Genomic DNA, 22068 nt, shown 5'->3' with positions numbered 1-22068 from the left:
CTGTTATCCACTAAAACCTTGCTGACCAAATCCTCTTTTTCGTACATTTCAAAGGTATCTGTTAAACAAATACCTTCAAATGGTGCATATTCAAGGTCGGGGTTGATCGTTTTCATTTGATCGTGATATACGGTTTCAATGTTGATTGAAGCAATGTAATACGCCAATAAAACAATCTCATTGGCATGGATTTCGTTTTTGTATTTATAGGTCAAACGATCCGTAGGGATTAAACCTGATTGGAGTAAACGGTTGATGAACGTGCCTGTACCCGTAAATGGATCGAGTACATGGACATTATCATCGGCAAAGGTTTTACCAAATTCGCTTTTGAGTACATCATTGACACTATGGATAATAAAATCTACGACTTCAACGGGGGTATAAACAATCCCTAATTTTTCAGTCATACGTGGAAAGGCATTTTTAAAGAATGAATCATAAAGCGTTAAAATAATGCTTTGCTTACCTTCGGCAGTATTAATGCCTTCTGCCCGCATTTTAACGGATTCATAGAATGAATTAAGCGTATCTGCTTCTTTTTCTAAGTGATGTTCATTCAGTGCATCTAGCACCTTCTGCATTGCCAAACTCATTGGGTTGTGTTCAGCAAAGCTATGATCTTTAAATAGGGCATCAAATACAGGTTTAGTAATTAAATGCTGTGCCAACATTTCAATGATTTCAGCATCAGATACGCTATTGTTTAAGTCATCACGTAGTTCATGTGCAAATTCATTAAATGCTGCAATTTCATTTGTATTAGCAGGATTCTCAAGAATGGCTTGAATACGGTCAATATGTGTTTTGGCAATTTTTGCGACATCACTTGCCCAATCTTCCCAATGATGGCGATTACCGCATTTTTTTACGATTTTGGCATATAAAGCACGTTCAATCTCGCCGACTTCAAATACCATTTCCTCTTGAACTGGTATTGGAGTTGCGGCTGTTCCAATAGACGAACCGCCTCTGGCTTGTGCTGTACCCCTTCGTTTTTTACCTTCACTTAAACCTGTTGTGTTTGTTTCACCTTCATCACCTTTGGGTTTGGCTTTTTTAGCCTTTTTAACAACCTTATCAGCAACCGCAATAACTTCCATGCGAGATACGTCTTTGCCATTAAACTCTAACTTGTTGATCATCGCATCAAAGCGGTCATCATGCGCACGTAGAGCGTTGAGCACTTGCCATACTACACGGTAGGCTTCATTAGAATTTAACGCCTGTTCAGGCTCTACACCCGCAGGAATTACGACTGGTAAAATGACATAACCAAGTTGCTTACCTTCCGCTTTACGCATTACACGTCCAACAGACTGTACTACATCGACTTGTGAGTTACGTGGGGTCAGGAAAAGAACGGCATCAAGTGATGGAACATCCACACCTTCTGATAAACAGCGTACATTAGACAAGATACGACAGGTATTTTCAGGTGCTTGTTCTTTTAGCCAAGTAATTTTTTCTTTCTTTTCGGTTGCATTCATACCACCATCAACATGTTTCACATGGCAATTTAGCTTTAATGAAGGATCAATATAAGGGTCTTCTTCTGTTCTATATAAATGATCCATTTCTGCTTGTTGATATGCTTCAACAACAGCACTAAACATTTCAGTAATTTGCTTAGAACTAACTTTATGTTTTTTGCCTTTATATTCTTTTTCAATCACCTGACAAAAGGCAACCGCACGCTCCATTGGCTTTGTTGCTGTACCATCTGGATTAGATAAACCGTGTTTAGCGAGGGCCTTCCAACAGCCAACAATTTTTGCAGCATCATCAACTTTTAGAGAGTTATTTTCGTCTTTTAATAAGCCTTGTAATTGACGATTAATATGACTTTCTTCAACAGCAAGTACAATTACCTTATAGTCACATAAAATGCCCATTTTTACTGCTTGCGAGAATGTGATGACATATAGATCGTCACCATACAGCGATTTATCATCCATTGAGCAAAGTGTCACACCTTCTGTTTCTTTAGCTGTATCACCATAAATACGAGGAGTAGCTGTCATATATAGACGTTTCTTGCCTTGTACATAATCATTATTATGAATACGCACAAACTTGGATTCATCATCTCCCTCAAAAGTTGCACCTGTGGTACGGTGTGCTTCATCACAAATAATTAAATCAAATTCAGGGAATCCTGCTTTTTGAGCTTCTGCAATGACATCAATTGAATGATAGGTTGAGAAAACCACATTCATGTCCTCATTCGCTTCATTCGGTTTAAATAAATCTCTTGCCTTAAATGCCTTAACTAAACTTTGGGGGTTGGTTGTAGCAGGGAATTTTAAGTCACTAATCCCAACTACAATATTGTCATCATCTTTTTTCTTACCAACATCACTATCAGAACAAACTGCAAAACTGCGGATACCTAATGATGTTTGTTGAGTCCACTCATCAAGCGTTTGACTAAGTAATGCAAGACTAGGGACTAGAAACAATACATTTTTACCACGACCTGCCAGTTCCTCAGCAATACGCAAAGAGGTAAAGGTCTTACCCGTACCACAGGCCATAATAAGCTTGCCTCGATCTGCCTCAGCTAATCCATATTTGACTGCCGACAATGCGGGACGTTGATGATCTCTTAAACTATTTTTTTTACGAAATATAGGCTTCACATTTGAATCAAAATTAAACTGTGACCAGTCAATTAAACTGCCTTCTAAATCTAATAATGAAATAGTTGCAACAGGTGGATTTGCATCAACTAAAGACGATTTAGCATTATCAGTCCAATCATCCGTTGAGGCTACGATATAGCGATACGCAAAATAAGATTTACCAGAGCCGCCTAAAAAGCTATCAATGTCTTTCTTCTGAATTTTTGTAGTGTTGTAATTTTTACACTGGATTGGATGAAATTCACCACCCATCGTTACCGCAACTAGATCAATACCATAGTCACGTTTATCAGTAATATTTAACTTTTCACCGTACTTTTCCACCCAATCTGCATAAGACAAAACTTCTGTGTAAAGTTCAGCATATTTAGGCTCATTCAAAAAATATTGAACCATCAAATTTTCAAATGAAGTGCCTTTATCTCTATTTGTAAGTGTAATTTTTTCGATAGATTGAAGTAAATTAGTTAAAGCTGACATTCTGAATAAGCTCCAAAAATTTTAAGTGTTTTTTACACTAAAATTTAAAAAATATATTGATGTGAAATTTAACATATTTATAAAAAAGGCATTAGGAAATATAAGGTTTTTGAATTTTTCTACTAATAAAAATAAGAACAGTATGTGAAAAAGAAGAATTATTAAATACACATATTATCTAGGCTTTAGACTGTACATTTTACCGCCTGAGCCATGTATAAGATTACATCATGGGCAGTAACGACAAAAGTTGATGTCATTTGTAGGCAAGCTTTTTAAGTTCAACTAGATGCTTACTTATTACACGATTAGCGGCATGCATCATTACACGCATTGAAGCTTCATCATCTCCAAATTGCATTGGCACAACCTGACTCATCGAAGGAGGACGAGGCTTGCGATTTTCAGTCATAAAGTCTTTAAAACGTTTAACCATGCTGCATCTCTCAGAGTTTCATAACAATAGAATTAAATTCTAATACACATAATCTCTTTATAGAAATCACATTTTCGCTCGAACTGAGTCAACAAAATGTAGCACTGTGGTCAAGCCACTAATAGTTTGAATCTGCTCAATTGGAACTCCTTTGGTCGCTTCATTATAGGAATTCATGAAGTAGTGAATCCATTCTGAATCTCCACCACTGAGTACATATACTGCACGATAAATATCAATGAGCAATATGGCCAGTTCTCCTTGCTTTAGTCGCAGGGTCGACTTCAGGATTGGCTTTAAAACTACTGATAGTGTCACAATGCACCCCAATCACAGATGCAAGCTGTGCCTCTTTCAGGCCAAGCTGATCCGCAGTGTTAAGCAAGGATTTTGCTAACACTACTTTAGACTCTACATTAGATTGGGTAATATTTGTCTTCATAAGCTTCAATAAGATTAACTAAAATTTCCATTTCCTCAGCTTCAGGCGTTCCTTCATCTGCCTGAAAGATATTTTCTAAGCGAATAAAAGCATTCGTAAGATCATCATCACTTCTAATTGGTTTAATATCCATTATTTCCTCATTCTCATCGTGTCTTCCAATTCCTAAAATCCAGAAAGAGGAGCGTAGACATCAATTTTGATTACTTTATTGCTAGTCTGGTTCATCTATTATTACGTTGCCTTTTGCAAAGCAACCTTGACCAATTCAGTCAGAACTTTTTTTACTCATCGGCTCATTTAGTTTAGCAATACTTAGCCCATACTTATAGGCGTTGTATTGCCACACTACGAACTGTTCCAACAACAAAGCGTTCTCTTTTTCCAGTCTGGCATTCTTAACCTCCAAAGCTTCAATTTTAGTTTGAGCAATTTTTAAACTAGCAGGTAGTTTCTGTGTTGTAATGCTTTTAACCTTTGACACTTGTGGTTTTTTGCATTGATCATAGGCAGTCTTAATACGCACATATTTCTGTAAAGTTTGACGAGTTGGTGCAGGCACAAATTCGAGCTGTAGCTCAATGGCCTGACATAGCCGCTCCCAAGTCAATTTCTGATCTAAAGGCCAATAATCAAGAAGCTCAACTATATTCTCAATGTCTTTATCGGTTAAATGCTGTGCCATATCAAATCCATAAATCCATTTGCAATGCAGGACTGAGCAAATGTGGTTCATCCTCTATCTTTTTCCGTTGAGTATTCTCAATAACGGGGATACGTTTACGACCTGCTTTTTGATACGCTAAATCAAGATGTGTAACATCTTCCGAAGGCGGCAAACTTAAAGGCGTTCCATCAAGAATGTTTGGATCATCTAGTAGGGCAATTAACTGTTCACAACGTTTAATCGTAAGCTCTCTAGTCCCCAACCAGACCGTTGCACCAGTTACATTTTTACTAACAGCTTCCTTATCCTTTGCCCATAAGATTTTTTCTTTTCTAAGTCGATCTTGAAGCCGTTTTTTCTTTTCTTCATCCCCCTTAATACAGACATGTTCCGTACAATTAAGACAATTTCTATACTTTAGGCAGGGTTCATCAATATAAGAATGTGTACAAAATCCAAACTCGGTAGTGTGCATAGACAATGTTGTTTTGGTATTTAGCTCTTGTAGAGTTCGAGGTGTAGCTATTTGGAATGTAAATGTACTATCAGTATTTACTTTACCAACCTCATTTTTCTGCATCTCAATTAAGCTAAAATTACGATCTTCAACCGAAGTATGGTCATATACTCGATTTTGCTTCATATCAGCCCGCCCTGACCATTTAGCGAGTAACATGCTATCCATTCCATTGGTATTTGCTATCGTATTGAGAAGATGCCTAAATTGATGTGTAGTCACACTGTAGTCACCATATCCCCATCGTTGGAAAATGGATTGAACATTTGCTAACTCATCACTTCCTTTCTTCTTTTTTTTGGTGGGAGATAAGCCTTCATTTAAAGTATCAATATGTGGTATCCATAATTCTGAGAAAATAGTTGCATAATAACTATGGAATTGGTTTCTGAAACAACAAAACAAAGCTTCTGACCATTTAACCTGTACGCCATTACCCGTACTAAAAGGTACATAAGGGAAACCTTTCGGTAATCTACTTCGAAGAATTTTGTTTAGATCCTCTAAACTAACCACATAGTCTTCACTTGGTATTCCCCTAACTCGTAAAAAACTCAACGCAGCCATACGCGCGTTTCTAGTAGTTGAATATAAGGATTCATCAAATCCCATAGCCCTTAAAACCTCTACGCAACTAAGCAACTTATTATCAGCAACATCAGGGCACAACTCATGCCTAGGAAATTTTTCACTTGTCTCAAGTAAATATGCTAAATATCTAGGCTTTTCTGACATAGTAATCAAACGTTCAATAGCCCGTTTTACCGTTGGGATCATGGCACTTGGAATGTATTTAATGTCATGCCCATAATTTTTCTGAGCATACCACCTAATACCTAATACTTTCTCTATATTGGAATCATCTGCTATAAGCCCTAAACTGCTCTTAGAAAGCGTTTGGACTTCTTCCTCATGGATACAATTATGCTTTAAGAAAAATAGCTCTGATGCTCGTTCAGGCGCAGCTAGAAGCAAACTCACAGCACTGGTGACAAAAATATCTCTATCTGACAGTTCTGAATCTTTCCGTGAAAAAATATCAGCTAATGCAAAAATCGCATCCTCATCAGGAAGTTTAGAAGCTCGATGTTCCTCTGACTCTGCATCTAACACAATTGATTTTTCAGAAGGCTTTTTAATTGGACTTTTCCAATCTGGTAAAGCTAATATTTTTAATTGGCGAAGAAAGTCTAAAAGAATCTTTAGGTGTCTACCCACATGATAAGCAGAACTTGCTTTATAGTTTTCCTTTGCATTTTCAGCAGCTAAGTCAAAATCTGCAATAACCAATTTAGTTAAATCAACTTCACCATATCGGTCTAAACATATTTGTTCTATTGCCCGAATTGAACGAATTGTATCTTGGGTTTTTAACTTACTCTTAATTCTCTGATACTTAACATACGCTTTGGCAAATTCTAGAATTGAATGATGCAAAAGATTTTCAGGTGATCTATCTTTGGATGGAATACCTGTTTTGACAAAGTTTACTTCGCCTTTCCAATAATTCTCATCAAATTTAATATCTTCATTTAATTCAGATAATTGTTTAACAAAATCAATAAACCGCTTTATTTCGGAGTAAGGAGATTGAACTTTGTCAGATGGGAAATATATTAAATTATCCATGGTTGAACTCCTTACAAGCATCAATTACTTGCTGAACGGCAATAATTGTTCGGTCATTCACGGCAGCGACTTCAAGGCTACAACCCATCGCAATTAGATCATCTCGCTCTTTAATTAATTGCTCTAGAACCAAATAATGAGGTGCATTTGCCCAAGGCATAAACTTGCTACATAGATAACATGCGATTGGTGCATAATCATTGCAGTATTGATTTGTACCACATGAACCAACGTCACAATCTTGTTCTACAGAAGAAATTCTATTCGCATCTTTAATTTGTGATTGGGCCTCAATCTCATCCTTTACAACTTTCCCCTGAAAAGCATCTGCATATTTGCGTAAGCTTTCATCCATGATGGATGAGATTTGTTGTGCAATTTCAGGAACACTCTGTACATAACAGTGTGCATTTTGCGTATCATGATGATCTAACAGCTTTGCAATGACATTCACACCTGCTTTTTGCCTAGCCGCATTTGTTCCAAGCGTATAGCGAAACCGATATGCAGTGATATGTATTGGTTTACCGGTTTCTCTTGAACGGACACCAAGTTTTTGAACAGCATCTCTCAATATTTGAGTTAATTTGATAGTAGGTAAATGAATAATTTCTGTTGGCAAAATTTGAGAAATTTCTTTTTCATTGCTCCAATCTAGATTGGCTAACACCTTAATATCATAGAAAATTGGTAACTCTGAAAGCTCCTGTTCAGATACTTCTCGCTTTATTTGCTTTGCTAATTTCTGTTTTAAAATTTGAATATGTTCAAATAAGATTTTCGCAATACTTTCCCGAATTCCCACTTCATTAAAAGCAAATCGGAATCCACTAGCACCTCTAACTTTAGCTCTCGGAATGTTAAGGATATGAACTGCATTTGTATCATTAAAATTATATTTATCCGACACATATAGGTCTTTCACCTTTAATCCTGAAATTTGAATTGGTCGTCTACCAGTCGCACAAAAAACACGAATTAGAGCAGCCTCGTAATAAGAAATCTTATTTTCTGCTAAATATTCGTTGGTTCTAGTGATAATTGCTTGAAATTCAAATGAGCTAAATGGGCCTTCATCTGGATCAAGGGAAAGGACTGCTACTCCTTTGTCATTGCCACTTAATCTCCATGAATCTATTAAATCGTAAATTTCACCATCTACTGAGGAATAACCCAAATCATAGAGTTTTTTTAAAAAGACTCTAAATTTTGCTAACTTATACTCGTATTTTTTATCATTATAATAGTTTTTATATTCTAAAATTCCTTTTAAAGTAATTTCTGACTCTCCTGTCAGATCGGGATACTTAAGTGCATAGCGGATCATTTCTGTAGCATGTGTGCTTGAGCTATATTTAGCAAAGTGTACAAAGGTATTTAAAACATCAGACCTAACGTCCTCCGAAAATTTCGAGAGATTCGACATATTTACTTGCTGATTAATATCTAACACCCATATATCATCATAAATATCAACTTTATAACCTTTAAATGAGGTAAAAGTATTTTGCGACTTATCTAAACTATCGATTCGAATTGATTTATTCATTTTCATCCTCAAATTTTTCTTGGATACTTAAGCCAACTTCTACGGCACGATTATTCTCTGCACGTCTTGAATATCTTCTTGCGCTTTGTGAGTTAGGTATCCACCCCATCAGATAAGCACGATCATTTTCAACTTGAGCTTCAGTCATTTGACCTGTTGCCACTAAAAGTTGCGATTTCTCAGAAAATTTATCATTCCAAGTATGTCTAAATGCATGTGCATGTACATTAAATAGGACAGTTTTAGAAATTTCATAAAAGATTTTATTTAAAGCATTGATTGAAAGTGGCTGACCTTTATTTGATAAAATCAAAAAGTCAGTTAGCTCTGCATTAGGTACTGTTGACCTATAATTCAAAATATAAGTTTCTAATTTTTTCTTCAGATTTTGATTGACTGCAATTGATCGACTTCTAGTTTTAACCAACGGTTGATATAGCCTAGAATCACTTCCATCATGAGGATTACGCTTAATAGTAAGATACGATGTACCACCTTTAGAGCGGGTTGTATCTGTAATTTTTAAATTTAATAATTCACCTTTACGGCATCCAAGATATAAAAACAAATAGATAATTAGCTCATTCCTATATGTAAGGTAATCTGAAGTCCAGATACGATTCTGATTATCCGGATCAACTGCCTTTAAAATTTTATCTAATTGATCACTATCAAAAGATTTGTATTCAGACTGAATATCCATGGACTTACGAGGTCTACGAGATTTTAACAAACGTTTTGTACTTGTTATTGCTGATGAATGAAGATGCGTCTCAAACCATCCAATATATTCAGCAAAATTAGTTAACCGCCTATATATTAATTGTTTAGATACATAGTCCTGAGTAACAACCAATTTTGCTCTAGATCGCTCTTTATTATTACTTTTTGGAAAACTTATGATCTTTTTTTTTGAATCTGCCCCACCTAATCGACTGCGATTGAAACTGGTTAAATTTACTAAAGCTTCGATTTCATTTAATTTTAAAAAATCTTTACTTTTTATCCTTTGTTCCAAATCAATTCCTAACTTATCCAACAACTGAAAGAGCAACTTAATATCTTCCAAAATAGCAGAAATTGTATTGATTGATTGACCACGATTTCTTAGATGAATGATCGTATATAAATTTGGATAAGTCATAGGAACACCATCACTATTCAAAAGAACAGCAAATCTCTCTCCACTACTCATTACAAATCTTTTAACAGACATCATAATTAAATTTAACAAAATATCTAAGTATTAAATATCATAAGATATAAATAAAAAAATTTACAGAACCATTTCTGGTATCTGTAAATTTTATTTGTAACTAACTGCTAATAAAGAATAATTTAATAAACTTTACAAAACATAGTCTCTAGGGTGTACTAAAACGGTAAGTCATCATCTAAATCTGCGGGAGCAGGTGCTGCTGGCGCCGCTTTTGGTGCAAAGCCACCCGGATTATTGTTGCCATAACCCGCTTGGTTGCCACCGCCCTGATTGTTGTTAAAACCGCCTGCGGTGCCATAACCTTGGTTGTTATTATTGTTGTTATAACCTGTGTTATTGCCATAACCACTGCTCTGGTTATTATTAAAACGCGGTTGGTTAAAACCAGCATTATCGCCTGGAACACCTTCGCCTTGCTGACGGTTCGAGTCGAGCATTTGCATTTGCTCACCACGAATCTCAGTCGTATAACGCTCTTGTCCGTTTTGGTCTGTCCACTGGCGGGTACGCAATGAACCTTCAATATACACCTTAGAACCTTTACGCAAATATTGCTGTGCAATTTCACCTAAACGGTTGTGCAACACAATGCGGTGCCATTCCGTTTGTTCTTTACGTTCACCTGTGCTTTTGTCAGTCCAAGAATCGCTAGTTGCGATTGAAAACTGAGTAAGCGAGCCCCCATTTGGAAAAGTTTTCGTTTCAGGATCACGACCTAAAGTTCCAACTAAAATAACCTTATTTACACCACGCATCTGCTGACTTCATCCTATTTGTTTCTATATTTTACTTTATAAGAGTTATGCTTAAATGGCTACCTCTTTCCCCAACAAGTGCGTTAAATGTTGTCGCGCAGCTTCATCAATGCGCTGCTTATCTACTTTTATATACGCCACATGCTGGTCCGACATCACCACGACTTCTTCAATACCACGAATTGCCAAAAGCTGAGAAGTCCATTCATCCGTTTGTTTGCTTTCAGGTAAACGCAACACAATAGATGAAAGATAACGCGGCTGAGCCAGCCCAAAACTAATGAGCAACCAAATTATAGCAATAGCGGTCAGGATACTCCAACCCATTGCGGTGTTATTCAGCATCAATAACTGACCGCCGAGCGTACCGCCAAAAAAGGCCCCTAAAAACTGACTGCTGGCATTCACACCCATCGCAGTGGCTTTGGACTGAATTGGCGCTGCCTTAGACAACCAAGACGGCAATAAGGCTTCCATGACATTAAAGGCAATAAAAAATAAACCCAGTCCAGTCAATAAGATATATTTCGATTCATAACCAAAAATCAGGGTGATTAAACCGAGAATAATGCCTGCAATCGCGGTCAGGAAAATACTGCGCATTTTGCGATATTTTTCCGCCACAATAATACTTGGAAAGGCAAAAAACAGACTGATCACCAGCAGCGGTAAATAAATGAGACCATGCTTTGCCAACGGAATTTGAGCAAACTCAATCAACTGTGAAGGCACATAAATAAACATTGCGGTCAGCAACAAATGCAGGGTAAAGACCGACACATGCAGACGATTGAGATCAGGCATTTTCAGCACTTGCTTCAATTGCGCCAAATAACCTTGCTGGAAATTTTTATGGTGACGGGTCACTTTCGGCACCAACAGCAACATCGCAATCGCGGCCAAACCCATAATGGTCGTGACCCAGAACAGCCCCGAAATGCCCACCAGACTGGTCAGCCACGGTCCCAAACTAAACGCCACCACAAAGGACAAGCCAATACTCATGCCCATGGCCGCCATGGCTTTGGTGCGCTGTTCTTCACGCGTAACATCCGCCAGCAATGCCATCACCACTGCAGAAACGGCGCCCGCCCCTGCAATCGCCCGTCCAATAATCACCCCATAAATGGTGTCGGACATCGCGGCAACGGCACCACCAATGGCGAACAATAACAGCCCCAGCACCACCAAAGGTTTACGGCTAAAACGGTCGGCAATCAGGCTAAATGGAATTTGTAAAATGGCTTGGCTCAGACCATAGACCCCGACGGCCAAACCAATTAACGCAGGAGTAGCGTATTGATACGACTGACCAGCCACAGAAAAGACTGGAATAATCATGAACAAACCCAACATGCGCAAGGCAAAAATACTGCTTAAGGCAAAGGTCGAGCGGCGTTCTAAGGAATTCATCATATCAATAGACTTAATGGCGTTGAATTTGGGAGCTATGCTACAACATTCGGACATGAATGCGTTGCGATTCTGGAATTATCTCAAGAAAAAAGGGCGCAATTCAATGCACCCTTGATTCTACTCTGTGGACATTTCGTTCACATGAAAAAGCTTAGCCGTGTTGCCCTTGGCGTTTGCTGTATTGAATCGAGGCAATGATTGCCCAGACAATAAAGGCCACACCAATCAGACCCGTGACTACTTCTGGAATATGTACCCCAGTACCGCTCGCCAACATAATGAACGCTAAGGCACCAATGGCATAGTGTGCACCATGCTCAAGGAAGATATAGGCATCCAGCGTGCCCTTTTCAACCAAATAAATGGTCATGGAACGCACGAACATCGCGCCAATTGCCAGACCCAGCATAATGATGACCACGTCCGAAGTAATCGCAAAAGCACCAATTACCCCATCGAAACTGAACGAAGCATCCAGCACTTCTAGGTAAATAAATCCACCTAAGCCCGCTTTAATCACCCCTGTCGATGCACCACTGGCATCATGTGCCACAGCATTACCGTCTTCGTCAATTTCAGGTTCACCCCCGAGCAAATGACTGAGGACTTGCACCCCGATATAAATCACGATGCCCCAGATGCCCGCCATGGTCACCACCAAGCGTTTCGCCTCATCGACATTAGAAGCCATGATCAACAATGCAATCAGGGCCACAAATACCGACATCGCAGGCACATTCGCCAAGTTACTTAAGCGGTGCTCCAGCCATCTGAACCAATGCGTATCTTTGCCTTCATCCAGAAAAAAGTTGAGGAATACCAGTAACAAGAACGCACCACCGAAAGCCGCAATTTCAGCATGATGTGCCATCAATTTTTCAGAATATTGCTGTGGCTCATTGAGTGCCATTTTGACCACTTCGAGCATGCCCATGTCCGCAGTGACTGCAACAATCACAATTGGGAATACCAGACGCATACCAAACACGGCAATCACAATCCCAAGCGTTAAGAAAATCATTTTCCAGAAATGATCCCAACCTCTCAAGACTGACGCATTGACCACCGCGTTATCGAAGGACAAAGACACTTCCATCACAGCCAAAATGGCGGTAATGGTCAAGGCAGTAAACATGGTCTTCAAACCCGCTTCTGGACCATGGGTAAAGCCCCAGTAAGCAGAAATGGCAAGACACACAATCGTAAAAAAGATAGAGAAACCAAAATGTTTCATCATAACGAAGTGACCTATGGATAATAAGAGCGCTATAGCCTGACTACAGCTTTAGAATTTATGCGCGTTATTATGCCGCGTTTATACGCCAAACCAAAATTGTTCCGCTATTTTTTATCCAGCAACCCGCGCAACTACAAAATCAGGGTCGTGTATTGCCCATGCTTGGGTTAGTCTAGGCGCCAAGAATCGAAAAGAGAATGAAGGACACCGTGATGCTTTTTTCTGAACAATTGTGGCAGCGTAATCTGGACTTATATCAACAAACCTTAGCCCTGCCTTTTAATCAAGAGCTGGCACGCGGCACGCTGAGCCGTGAAGCTTTTAGCCATTATGTGATTCAGGATGCGCATTATTTATTGGCCTATGGTCGCGCACTTGCAGTCTGTGCTGCCAAAGCCTATGAAGCCGATGATGTGATGCAATTTTCCGAAGCGGCCAAAATTGCCATTGTGGTCGAGCGCAGTCTGCATGACAGTTTTATGCAAGAGTTTGATGTCAGCAAGCAGCAATTTGAAACCACCCCGCTGACCCTCGCATGCCATCACTACACCTCATTTTTAACCGCAACCGCATGGTCGGAAAGTTATCCTGTGGTACTAGCAGCTTTACTGCCATGTTTCTGGATTTATGCCGAAGTCGGCAATGATATTGTGCAGCATTCTGTGCCGAACAATCCGTATCAAGCATGGATTGATACCTATGCTGGCGAAGATTTTAATCTTGCTGTCCGCAATGTGATTGCGACTGTGAATAAAGTGGCGGCACGTTGTGATGCCGACACCTTAGAAAAAATGCATGCGGCGTATCGCATGGGTGCCAAACTGGAATGGTTGTTCTGGGACAGTGCTTACCAGCAAAAACAGTGGCATGGTTTAGATCTGCTTTAATCGCTTGATCTATAGCCCGAGTATGGTGCTCTCCTTGCCTGAGTAGCTAAGGGGCAGCACCCTGCATTAACTTTGCAGCCATTGCCACGCATAAATCAAAACTGCTGCTGCCCCTATCCAACTCAACGTCGCCACACCCAAGCATGTCCACATCGAAATACGTGTTGCCAGCACATAAACCACCACTAAATAAATGGCATAGGGAATCAGTGACCATAGCCCAAACAAGGCAGTTTTTTGCAAGGCGGCTGCACCTTGCTGCTGAAAGACAATCACATGGGCAATTAAAGCGAAGGTTGGAAATAGCGGCACCAAGCCTGCAATATAAAATGCCTTACTTTTCGATAAAATAGAGATCAGCAGAACGACCGCTGCGCCCAAGATACATTTTAGAAATAACGCCCACATCTTTTATTCTTTGCCACCGCATCAGTTGATGCAGGTTATTCTGCGCCTGAACCCGCATTTTTGCATGATCCATTTAGCACAAATCCACTGTTATTCATTTGATTGAGCCACATCATCCCATAAGGCACGCCTTCCGTGCAGTTACTGTCCGCCAAAATATCTTTACATCTTGAACAACAAAACCGACTAGACTTTTACGCCCTATTAAACAATAATGATTCTCATTACAAATAAGTAGATTAATTCGAGGGCTTTAGATATGCAACAAGCGACTTTAGGCACTGAAGCCATTCGCGCGTTTTTTACCTTGCAATGCTGCTGGCTGAATAGTGAAGAAATTTATCTGGAACAAGGCTGTTTGCATTGCGGTTCTGCTGCCACCTATCTGATTTACCATACCAACCCACATATTCAAAAGCGCATGCTGGACTTTATTGCACAATTTAGCTGTATCTATAACCAACGTATCGACTTGCTCTATGTCGATGATTTTGAACAACACTACAATGAATTTCTACAAATCTTAGAACAAGAAATTAATCATTATGCACGGCAACATCATGATATTCCGCGCTGTCATGCCTTTGAATCGATAGAATCTATTTTTGAGCGCACGTTTGACCTAGCCTGCTAAGTCAACCCCAGCAGAGGTGCTTTGCACTGCACATGCTACACCTCAACTACCATCCCGCTTTAAAGTAAATTGACCGCCAATAAGGCCAACAACGCAGGTACGGCCTGTATATAAATAATCTTTTTACTGGCAGTCAGTCCGCCATACATCCCTGCCACCAAGACACAAGCTAAAAAGAAGTTTGCCAGAGCCACAGCGTAGCTTGCAGGTGCCACTAAAGACCAGAACAGACCCGCGGCCAAAAAGCCGTTATACAAGCCCTGATTTTGTGCCATGACCTTGGTCAATTGGGCTTTTTCAGGTGTATTACCAAAGGCTTTCAAACCGTAGGGTTTGTCCCATAAAAACATTTCCAGCACCAAAATATAGACATGTAACAGGGCGATCAGTCCCACTAAAATTTGTCCCAGCATTTTTATTTTCCTTTGTTGTTTTCTGTGAGATGGCAAAAGTGAGCCCTTTGGCTCACTCCTGTCTTTTTCATCTTAAGGCTTAAACAATACTTTACCTTGGCGCGCATCTTGAGTGGCTTTTTGTGCCGCTTGCGTCACTTGATCAAAGGCATACACACCTTCGACAGGCAAGGTGAGTTTCTGCTGCGCTGCGAGGGTTAATAATTCCATCACCAAGGCTTTTTTACGTTCCGCAGGCATCTGCTGATTCACAACACTCGCCCAGAAACCTTTAATCGTTGCTTGTTTAAAGATGAGATCACCCGATTCAATCTGCATGGTTTCCCCCGTCATGCTGCCGAAAGACACCAACAAGGAGTTTTCACCTAATAGGCCGAGTAACTCACCACTGGCTTTGCCCCCAATCGAGTCGACACCGACCATCAACGGCTGCTCCCCCTGAATGGCTTTGACTTGTGCTTTCCAGTCTGCCTGATCGGTGGCCACCACATGTTGAATACCTAGTGCATTCATTTCGGCAACCGCTTCTTGGCGACGCACCAAGTTAATCACATGAATACCACGCGCTTGTGCGATCATCGCCACCGTTTTACCCACGGCACCATTGGCTGTGTTTTGAACCATCCACTGCTCTGGCTGCAAATTGGCAAAATCCAGCAGCATTAAAGAACTGAGTGGCATGGCTATCAACTGCGCTGCCAATTCATCGGGAATAGCATCGGGTAAAGGAATCAGTGCACCTGCGGGTGCCAGACAATATTCTGCCCAACTGCCATGAATGCCTGCGGCAGAAACACGTTGTCCCAATTCAAATCCTGTAACCTCTTCACCCAGCGCATCGATAATCCCTACCGCTTCACTACCGCCAATCGCAGGCAATTCAGGCTTGTAGCCATAGCTGCCACGCACCGTCCAGACGTCATGGTTATGAATGGGCGATAAAATCACTTTGAGACGGACTTGACCCGCTTTCGGCTCGGGTTGTGGCATCTCTGCCTGTTCTAAGACATCGGCAAATTCGCCAAAACTACGATGAATAATACTACGCATGGGTTAATCCTTCATGGGTTGTAACAGGTTGTGTGTGGTTTCCAGCGCCAAATGCAACGGGGCTTTGTCTTGCGCCAGTTTGGCCAGTAAGGCTGCGCCTAACCACAATTGATACATCACTTGCGCCATTTTCACAGGCTGAATATGTGCGGGGATCGACCCTTCCTGCTGCCCTTCTGCAAGCAAAGCAGCAACCCGTTCGATTAATTTACTCACGCCGAAATTCAGGATTTGACGCATATCTTCAGACAAGTCGGAGACTTCTGCCGCTAATTTCACAATCAGACAGTTTTCCGCCCAGCCACCATGAATCGGGTCTTCAATCCATGCCTGCCATAACGCAATCAAACGCGCATAGGCACTGCCATCGGTCAGTTGCCATAGCTGCTCCACCTGCTTGCTGTAGTCAATGATGTACTGCTCTAACAGGGCGCAACCAAAGGCTTCTTTGGAGGCAAAATAATGGTAGAACGAACCTTTCGGCACGTCGCATGCTTTTAAGATTTCTTGCAGCCCTACGCCAACAAAGCCTTTATGGAGAACCAGTGGAAAACTGGTGTCCAGAATATGCTGACGAGTAGCTTCACTTTTGCTTGATCGTTTCATGCGTTCACTTTAATTCAGTATTAGACCAGTCGTCTAGTAATTTTATGTAACTGACGCAGGATCTCTTGCTTGAGTAGCCACTGCGGCAAATGAATGTTAATAATAGCGCGCTATACTCTGCTACAGTGTTCAGGGATAATTCATCCGTCATGCTGTGTCGCTTAAAAATCAACACAACAGACTTGAACAATTTTAAAGCGTTATCATATAAGTTTCTATTTGCACATAATTGAGATGTTTTCATGAGCCAAAGTCATATCCGTATTCGAGGTGCGCGTACCCATAATTTAAAAAATGTGAGCCTCGATATTCCCCGCGACAAGTTTGTGGTGATTACGGGACTTTCAGGTTCAGGTAAATCCTCCCTTGCCTTTGATACCCTGTATGCCGAAGGTCAGCGTCGCTATGTGGAATCGCTGTCTGCCTATGCACGCCAATTCTTATCGCAAATGGAAAAACCTGAGGTCGACTCGATTGAAGGCTTAAGTCCCGCGATTGCGATTGAACAGAAGTCGACTAGCCACAACCCGCGTTCTACCGTCGGCACCATTACCGAAATTTACGACTATTTACGTCTACTGTATGCGCGTGTCGGTACGCCATTCTGTCCTGAACATGATCTGCCGATGGTGGCGCAAACCATTTCGGAAATGGTCGATGCAGTCAAAGCCCTTGAAGAAGGTACTGCGCTGATGTTGCTTGCACCTGTAGTGCGAGAGCGTAAAGGCGAATACAGCAACCTGTTTGAACAGTTGCAAAGCCAAGGTTTTGTCCGCGCGCGTGTAGATGGCGAGATTATTGATATTGACTCTCCCCCTGAACTGGACAAAAAGAAAAAACACACCATTGAAGTGGTGGTCGATCGTTTTAAAGTCCGAGATGACTTGGGCAACCGTATTGCAGAAAGTTTTGAAACCGCTCTGCGTTTAGGTGGTGATATTGCCGTCCTGTCATGGATGAAAAGTGAACATCCAGACCGGGTTTTTTCAGCCAAGCACTCTTGTCCTGAATGTGACCGTGCCGTAGCGGAACTGGAACCACGCCTGTTTTCATTTAACAACCCCTTTGGTGCCTGCCCAGTCTGTGATGGTTTAGGCACACGTAGCCATTTCAGTGCCGACAAACTGATTCCCAACCCAGAACTGTCGATTAGTCAGGGCGCAATCCGCGGTTGGGACAGACAACGTCCGTATTACTACAGTATGATTCAAAAAGTCGCGGATCATTTTGAATTGTCGCTGGATACTCCGTGGCATGAACTGGACAAAGACACCCAGAAAAAGTTTTTATACGGCACAGGCAAAGAAAAAGTCGACCTGAGTTATATCGATGAACGTGGTCGCAAACACAACCGCGTACAACCGTTTGAAGGGATTTTACCGCACCTCGAGCGTCGCTACCGCGAAACCGAGAGTAACTATGTGCGTGATGATTTGGCGCAGTATTTGTCCAATGCCGCCTGCGATGCCTGCGGTGGTTCGCGTTTAAACGAAATTTCCCGCAATGTGCGCGTCAAAGACAAGACCATTGCCGAAATCACCAAAATGTCGATTGGCGATGCCGAAGCCTATTACCAAACCCTGAATTTAACGGGTGCCAAAGGTGAGATTGCTGACAAGATTTTCAAAGAAATCCGCGAACGTCTGCACTTCCTCGTGTCGGTGGGTTTGAACTATCTCAGCCTCTCCCGTTCTGCAGAAACCCTGTCGGGCGGTGAAGCACAGCGTATTCGACTGGCTTCACAAATTGGTGCAGGTTTGATGGGCGTGATGTACGTGTTGGATGAACCTTCGATTGGTCTGCATCAGCGTGACAATGACCGTCTACTGGAAACCTTGGTGCGCTTGCGTGACCTCGGCAACACCGTATTGGTGGTTGAGCATGATGAAGATGCGATTCGCGCAGCCGACCATATTATTGATATTGGTCCAGGCGCGGGCGTGCATGGCGGTGCGATCATTGCTGAAGGTACGGCAGATGAATTGGCACGCCATGAAGATTCCCTCACAGGACAATATCTGTCGGGTAAACTCAAAATTGCCGTGCCTGCCCAGCGTACGCAACCACCGCGTCCAGATGAGCAAATTAAATTGATGGGTGCTGCGGGACACAACCTGAAAAATGTCGATCTGACGATTCCACTGGGTGTGATGACCTGTGTCACAGGTGTGTCGGGTTCAGGTAAATCCACCCTGATTAACCGTACCCTATTGCCATTGGCTGCGACTCAATTGAACGGTGCAACCACACTCACTGCGGAGAAGTTCGACTCGATTGATGGTCTACAATTCCTCGATAAAGTCGTGGATATTGACCAAAGCCCGATTGGACGTACGCCACGCTCGAACCCTGCTACTTATACGGGTTTATTTACCCCAATTCGTGAGTTGTTTGCGCAAACTCCTGAAGCCAAAGCGCGCGGTTATGCAGCGGGTCGTTTCTCCTTTAACGTGAAAGGCGGACGCTGTGAAGCCTGTGAAGGTGACGGCATGATTAAAGTGGCGATGCACTTCCTGCCCGATATGTATGTACCGTGTGATAACTGCCATGGCAAACGTTATAACCGTGAAACTTTGGAAGTCGGTTATAAGGGCAAAAACATTTCTGATGTGTTGGACATGACCGTTGAAGATGCGATGCATTTCTTTGATGCCATTCCAGTCATTCACCGTCGTTTAGAAACCTTAAACCAAGTCGGTTTGGGTTATATCCGTCTCGGTCAGTCAGCCACAACCCTTTCGGGTGGTGAAGCACAGCGTGTGAAACTGGCACGTGAGTTGGCAAAACGCGATACAGGTAAAACCTTGTACGTACTGGATGAACCAACCACTGGTCTGCATTTCCATGACATTGCCAAGTTGCTCGACATCCTGCATGAGCTACGCAACAAAGGGAACACCATCGTGGTGATTGAGCATAATTTGGATGTGATTAAAACCGCAGACTGGATTATTGACTTAGGTCCTGAAGGTGGTGCGGGTGGCGGTCAGATTATTGCTGAAGGTACGCCAGAAGCAGTGGTGAAAAATAAAGTTTCACATACAGCACGGTTCTTAAAACCGTTGTTGAAGTGATTTTAAAAGGGCTCATAAGATGTGTGATTCATAGAGATCGTTTCAATCTAGCGATCTCTAAATCCATCTTGTACTGACCCATCTTCAAACTCTATGGCCTTTTTCATTATTTAAATCTGTCATTAATTTTATATTTAGAAATATTACTAATAGATGTTTCTTTGAATAAATACCCATTTAAAGCCGATACAATATTTACATCTTCTCCAACTTTGCTACAAGATAACTTCACATCTACGGAATCTTCTTTTCTAAACCCACCTTTAATTTTGTTGCGATCTATTTCTCTTGAATATGCGAATGAGTTAACGTCATTATAAATCATGATAAGATCAGTTTTATTATGTTTCATTTCCACCCAATAAATATAATAATTTTTATTTTTATACTGAATATGGTTACATGTTCCTGTAGATATCCAATTTTTATCTTTTAAATCAAAGCCAATTTTTTTTGCTATTTTTTTGTTTTCTTTATTAAAGTTATCTTCCCATATATCAGAACACTGAACATCTTCCAATACAATTGCTTGTACTGCTGGCTCGCTCCAATATTTCATACATTCTTTAGCACTCTCTGCATGTAAATTTATACTATTTAGCAAAATGCATGCACCAATTATTATCTTTACAGTTTTCATTATTAAATTAATCCTAAAGTTCAAAACTTTCAAAATCTGCTTTTAAATCTGTATCTTCAATATATTCATCACTATCGTGATCATGGTTATGATCTTCACCATCCGCGATTCGCGGTTATTAGAATAATTTCCTTGGTTAAATAAGCAATTTCTCTAGGCAACTGCTTTCTAAATTCCTTATACAGCTTGATCACTTTCTGGAAAACCGAAAATTATGAATTTCTAATTTACCTGCAAATTCCACCATCAATTCAATTAATACTATATCCACACCTATAACATTTAAGTTCAATCAATCACATGACAGGCGACATGGGTTTTGTCACTTTTGCCCAGTCAAAAGTGAGGCAACTCCTACGCAACTAAATTCAAAACTGCTACTTGAATATAAGGACGTGATAAAGAATCAGACTGATATTCAAATCACTTAACACCAAAATCTAAATTCTATTTCTCAATTTAAATTCAAATCACGTAAAATCCGACTCGGCTCTAATCAAAACAGAAGCCCTATGACTTTTCAATAACTCAATTACATAATCAAAATCATGAAAGCACTCCTTCTTAGCATATCTTTGGGACTTGCTTCCCTACACACCTTTGCCGATGGCTATATGAATGAAAATATGATTGTTTTCACCTCAGAATCCAATGGCAGTGATGACCCATGGCAAGACCACCCCAAATGCACACCCAATATTCAAGCAGCTGGTTCTTCCAAATCATGGTTGGTGCAATATTTCTATGCCGACCACAGCCCCCTCACCTCTGGATTTGTCACCACGCAAAAGCCTTCGAGCAAAGCCAGTGAATGTGAACATTTGGTGCATTTTCCAGATCAAATACAAGGCTCAGGAACTTTTGAAAGTTTTTATCCCAATGGAAAAATGCGCAGCAAAATTGACTATGAAGATGGGATCTACCATGGCAAACTCACTTTTTGGCATGCCAACGGCTTAAAAGAACAAGAATCAAATGCAATACACGGTGTCACGGAAGGTGACTACCGCATTTGGCACTCGAACGGACAATTGGCTCTGTCCATGAAATATAAAGATGATATGCAGGATGGCATGAAACAACGCTGGTATGCCGATGGTAAACCGTGGAGCTACGTGCGTTTTGAACATGGCGTGATGCGCGGTGAACTGAAACAATGGTTTCAAAATGGAAAACTGGAACGTCGCGGTGAATACCGTAACGGACTTCGACAAAACCGCTATGAAATCTGGCACGAAGATGGCACACCAGAAGCGGTGTTAAGCTATGATGCAGGCAGTATTATTCAAGCGCAGTGTTGGAGTGCAGCAGGTAAAGCTCTCGCGAGTAAAAGCTGTATCAATAGCTATCGAGATGAAGAATAA

General features: G+C 41.0%; 20 protein-coding genes and 1 pseudogene. 4 read left to right on the top strand and 17 right to left on the bottom strand.

What is annotated here, in order from left to right:
* The 11 genes from ACWQ4X_RS15540 to ACWQ4X_RS15490 all read right to left on the bottom strand — a co-directional run.
* Positions 1–3125: restriction endonuclease (locus tag ACWQ4X_RS15540; protein WP_457904237.1), on the bottom strand; the 3125-nt coding region annotated here is incomplete at its 3' end.
* Positions 3126–3381: 256 nt separating this feature from the next.
* A complete protein-coding gene (locus ACWQ4X_RS15535) occupies positions 3382–3561 on the bottom strand; it encodes a hypothetical protein (protein ID WP_107908890.1) in 180 nt (59 codons plus the stop codon).
* 66 nt (positions 3562–3627) lie between these two features.
* Complete coding sequence (locus ACWQ4X_RS15530) at positions 3628–3879, bottom strand: antitoxin Xre/MbcA/ParS toxin-binding domain-containing protein (protein WP_457904236.1); 252 nt, start codon at positions 3877–3879, stop codon at positions 3628–3630.
* 98 nt (positions 3880–3977) lie between these two features.
* Positions 3978–4136 carry a hypothetical protein gene (locus ACWQ4X_RS15525; RefSeq protein WP_017396150.1) on the bottom strand — a complete coding sequence of 53 codons (159 nt, stop codon included), beginning with the start codon at positions 4134–4136 and terminating at the stop codon, positions 3978–3980.
* 135 nt (positions 4137–4271) lie between these two features.
* Positions 4272–4688, bottom strand: a complete 417-nt coding sequence (locus tag ACWQ4X_RS15520) for a hypothetical protein (protein ID WP_168397430.1) — start codon at positions 4686–4688, stop codon at positions 4272–4274.
* A gap of 1 nt (position 4689) precedes the next feature.
* Positions 4690–6816, bottom strand: a complete 2127-nt coding sequence (locus tag ACWQ4X_RS15515) for an integrase (RefSeq protein ID WP_457904235.1) — start codon at positions 6814–6816, stop codon at positions 4690–4692.
* Positions 6809–8365 carry a site-specific integrase gene (locus ACWQ4X_RS15510; RefSeq protein ID WP_457904234.1) on the bottom strand — a complete coding sequence of 519 codons (1557 nt, stop codon included), beginning with the start codon at positions 8363–8365 and terminating at the stop codon, positions 6809–6811. Before ACWQ4X_RS15510 ends, ACWQ4X_RS15515 begins: the two co-directional genes overlap by 8 nt.
* Complete coding sequence (locus ACWQ4X_RS15505; RefSeq protein ID WP_457904233.1) at positions 8358–9584, bottom strand: tyrosine-type recombinase/integrase; 1227 nt, start codon at positions 9582–9584, stop codon at positions 8358–8360. Before ACWQ4X_RS15505 ends, ACWQ4X_RS15510 begins: the two co-directional genes overlap by 8 nt.
* A gap of 155 nt (positions 9585–9739) precedes the next feature.
* Complete coding sequence (gene ssb, locus ACWQ4X_RS15500; protein ID WP_457904232.1) at positions 9740–10339, bottom strand: single-stranded DNA-binding protein; 600 nt, start codon at positions 10337–10339, stop codon at positions 9740–9742.
* A 51-nt stretch (positions 10340–10390) separates the two neighbouring features.
* Positions 10391–11755 carry an MFS transporter gene (locus tag ACWQ4X_RS15495; protein WP_161932908.1) on the bottom strand — a complete coding sequence of 455 codons (1365 nt, stop codon included), beginning with the start codon at positions 11753–11755 and terminating at the stop codon, positions 10391–10393.
* Positions 11756–11906: 151 nt separating this feature from the next.
* Positions 11907–12992 carry a DUF475 domain-containing protein gene (locus ACWQ4X_RS15490; RefSeq protein WP_457904231.1) on the bottom strand — a complete coding sequence of 362 codons (1086 nt, stop codon included), beginning with the start codon at positions 12990–12992 and terminating at the stop codon, positions 11907–11909.
* 212 nt (positions 12993–13204) lie between these two features.
* Between ACWQ4X_RS15490 and tenA the strand changes: the two genes are divergently transcribed.
* Complete coding sequence (gene tenA / locus ACWQ4X_RS15485) at positions 13205–13879, top strand: thiaminase II (protein WP_374527615.1); 675 nt, start codon at positions 13205–13207, stop codon at positions 13877–13879.
* A gap of 66 nt (positions 13880–13945) precedes the next feature.
* Here tenA and ACWQ4X_RS15480 read toward each other — a convergent pair whose 3' ends face one another.
* Positions 13946–14287: a GlpM family protein gene (locus ACWQ4X_RS15480; protein WP_457904230.1), complete on the bottom strand. Its 342-nt coding sequence runs from the start codon at positions 14285–14287 to the stop codon at positions 13946–13948.
* Between the two features lie 259 nt (positions 14288–14546).
* Between ACWQ4X_RS15480 and ACWQ4X_RS15475 the strand changes: the two genes are divergently transcribed.
* Positions 14547–14921 (top strand): hypothetical protein, encoded by a 375-nt coding sequence (locus ACWQ4X_RS15475; protein ID WP_457904229.1) that lies wholly within the window; start codon positions 14547–14549, stop codon positions 14919–14921.
* A 59-nt stretch (positions 14922–14980) separates the two neighbouring features.
* Here the strand turns inward: ACWQ4X_RS15475 and ACWQ4X_RS15470 are convergent, their stop codons facing one another.
* From ACWQ4X_RS15470 to ACWQ4X_RS15460, 3 genes are all read right to left on the bottom strand, one after another.
* The gene (locus ACWQ4X_RS15470) at positions 14981–15334 is read right to left on the bottom strand and encodes a DUF1304 domain-containing protein (RefSeq protein ID WP_100241217.1); all 354 of its coding nucleotides are present in this window, start codon (positions 15332–15334) and stop codon (positions 14981–14983) included.
* A gap of 72 nt (positions 15335–15406) precedes the next feature.
* Positions 15407–16384 carry a zinc-binding dehydrogenase gene (locus tag ACWQ4X_RS15465; RefSeq protein ID WP_457904228.1) on the bottom strand — a complete coding sequence of 326 codons (978 nt, stop codon included), beginning with the start codon at positions 16382–16384 and terminating at the stop codon, positions 15407–15409.
* Positions 16385–16387: 3 nt separating this feature from the next.
* Positions 16388–16990, bottom strand: coding sequence for a TetR/AcrR family transcriptional regulator (locus ACWQ4X_RS15460; protein ID WP_142767590.1), 603 nt, complete (start codon positions 16988–16990; stop codon positions 16388–16390).
* A gap of 242 nt (positions 16991–17232) precedes the next feature.
* Here ACWQ4X_RS15460 and uvrA point away from each other — a divergent pair, with 242 nt between their 5' ends.
* Positions 17233–20064: an excinuclease ABC subunit UvrA gene (gene uvrA / locus ACWQ4X_RS15455; RefSeq protein WP_457904227.1), complete on the top strand. Its 2832-nt coding sequence runs from the start codon at positions 17233–17235 to the stop codon at positions 20062–20064.
* 106 nt (positions 20065–20170) lie between these two features.
* On the opposite strand, the gene ACWQ4X_RS15450 is transcribed toward uvrA, so the two are convergent.
* Both ACWQ4X_RS15450 and ACWQ4X_RS15445 read right to left on the bottom strand, forming a co-directional pair.
* Positions 20171–20704: a hypothetical protein gene (locus ACWQ4X_RS15450; protein WP_457904226.1), complete on the bottom strand. Its 534-nt coding sequence runs from the start codon at positions 20702–20704 to the stop codon at positions 20171–20173.
* Positions 20705–20802: 98 nt separating this feature from the next.
* A pseudogene (locus ACWQ4X_RS15445) lies at positions 20803–20972 on the bottom strand (KAP family P-loop domain protein); the annotation flags it as partial.
* A 280-nt stretch (positions 20973–21252) separates the two neighbouring features.
* On the opposite strand from ACWQ4X_RS15445, the gene ACWQ4X_RS15440 reads away from it, so the two are divergent.
* A complete protein-coding gene (locus ACWQ4X_RS15440) occupies positions 21253–22068 on the top strand; it encodes a toxin-antitoxin system YwqK family antitoxin (protein WP_457904225.1) in 816 nt (271 codons plus the stop codon).

It is taken from the genome of Acinetobacter sp. NigerLNRRAM0016 (assembly GCF_054112845.1).
The sequence above is the reverse complement of the archived record's forward strand: the minus strand, read 5'-3'. Positions and strand labels throughout refer to the sequence as shown.

Excerpts from the sequence above, each read along its gene's own strand:
- ACWQ4X_RS15515 (WP_457904235.1), bottom strand. The coding sequence starts at position 6,816 with ATGGATAATTTAATATATTTCCCATCTGACAAAGTTCAATCTCCTTAC.
- uvrA (WP_457904227.1), top strand. The coding sequence starts at position 17,233 with ATGAGCCAAAGTCATATCCGTATTCGAGGTGCGCGTACCCATAATTTA.
- tenA (WP_374527615.1), top strand. The coding sequence starts at position 13,205 with ATGCTTTTTTCTGAACAATTGTGGCAGCGTAATCTGGACTTATATCAA.
- ssb (WP_457904232.1), bottom strand. The coding sequence starts at position 10,339 with ATGCGTGGTGTAAATAAGGTTATTTTAGTTGGAACTTTAGGTCGTGAT.
- ACWQ4X_RS15460 (WP_142767590.1), bottom strand. The coding sequence starts at position 16,990 with ATGAAACGATCAAGCAAAAGTGAAGCTACTCGTCAGCATATTCTGGAC.
- ACWQ4X_RS15480 (WP_457904230.1), bottom strand. The coding sequence starts at position 14,287 with ATGTGGGCGTTATTTCTAAAATGTATCTTGGGCGCAGCGGTCGTTCTG.
- ACWQ4X_RS15440 (WP_457904225.1), top strand. The coding sequence starts at position 21,253 with ATGAAAGCACTCCTTCTTAGCATATCTTTGGGACTTGCTTCCCTACAC.
- ACWQ4X_RS15520 (WP_168397430.1), bottom strand. The coding sequence starts at position 4,688 with ATGGCACAGCATTTAACCGATAAAGACATTGAGAATATAGTTGAGCTT.
- ACWQ4X_RS15490 (WP_457904231.1), bottom strand. The coding sequence starts at position 12,992 with ATGATGAAACATTTTGGTTTCTCTATCTTTTTTACGATTGTGTGTCTT.
- ACWQ4X_RS15510 (WP_457904234.1), bottom strand. The coding sequence starts at position 8,365 with ATGAATAAATCAATTCGAATCGATAGTTTAGATAAGTCGCAAAATACT.
- ACWQ4X_RS15525 (WP_017396150.1), bottom strand. The coding sequence starts at position 4,136 with ATGGATATTAAACCAATTAGAAGTGATGATGATCTTACGAATGCTTTT.
- ACWQ4X_RS15495 (WP_161932908.1), bottom strand. The coding sequence starts at position 11,755 with ATGATGAATTCCTTAGAACGCCGCTCGACCTTTGCCTTAAGCAGTATT.
- ACWQ4X_RS15475 (WP_457904229.1), top strand. The coding sequence starts at position 14,547 with ATGCAACAAGCGACTTTAGGCACTGAAGCCATTCGCGCGTTTTTTACC.
- ACWQ4X_RS15450 (WP_457904226.1), bottom strand. The coding sequence starts at position 20,704 with ATGAAAACTGTAAAGATAATAATTGGTGCATGCATTTTGCTAAATAGT.
- ACWQ4X_RS15465 (WP_457904228.1), bottom strand. The coding sequence starts at position 16,384 with ATGCGTAGTATTATTCATCGTAGTTTTGGCGAATTTGCCGATGTCTTA.
- ACWQ4X_RS15470 (WP_100241217.1), bottom strand. The coding sequence starts at position 15,334 with ATGCTGGGACAAATTTTAGTGGGACTGATCGCCCTGTTACATGTCTAT.
- ACWQ4X_RS15505 (WP_457904233.1), bottom strand. The coding sequence starts at position 9,584 with ATGATGTCTGTTAAAAGATTTGTAATGAGTAGTGGAGAGAGATTTGCT.
- ACWQ4X_RS15535 (WP_107908890.1), bottom strand. The coding sequence starts at position 3,561 with ATGGTTAAACGTTTTAAAGACTTTATGACTGAAAATCGCAAGCCTCGT.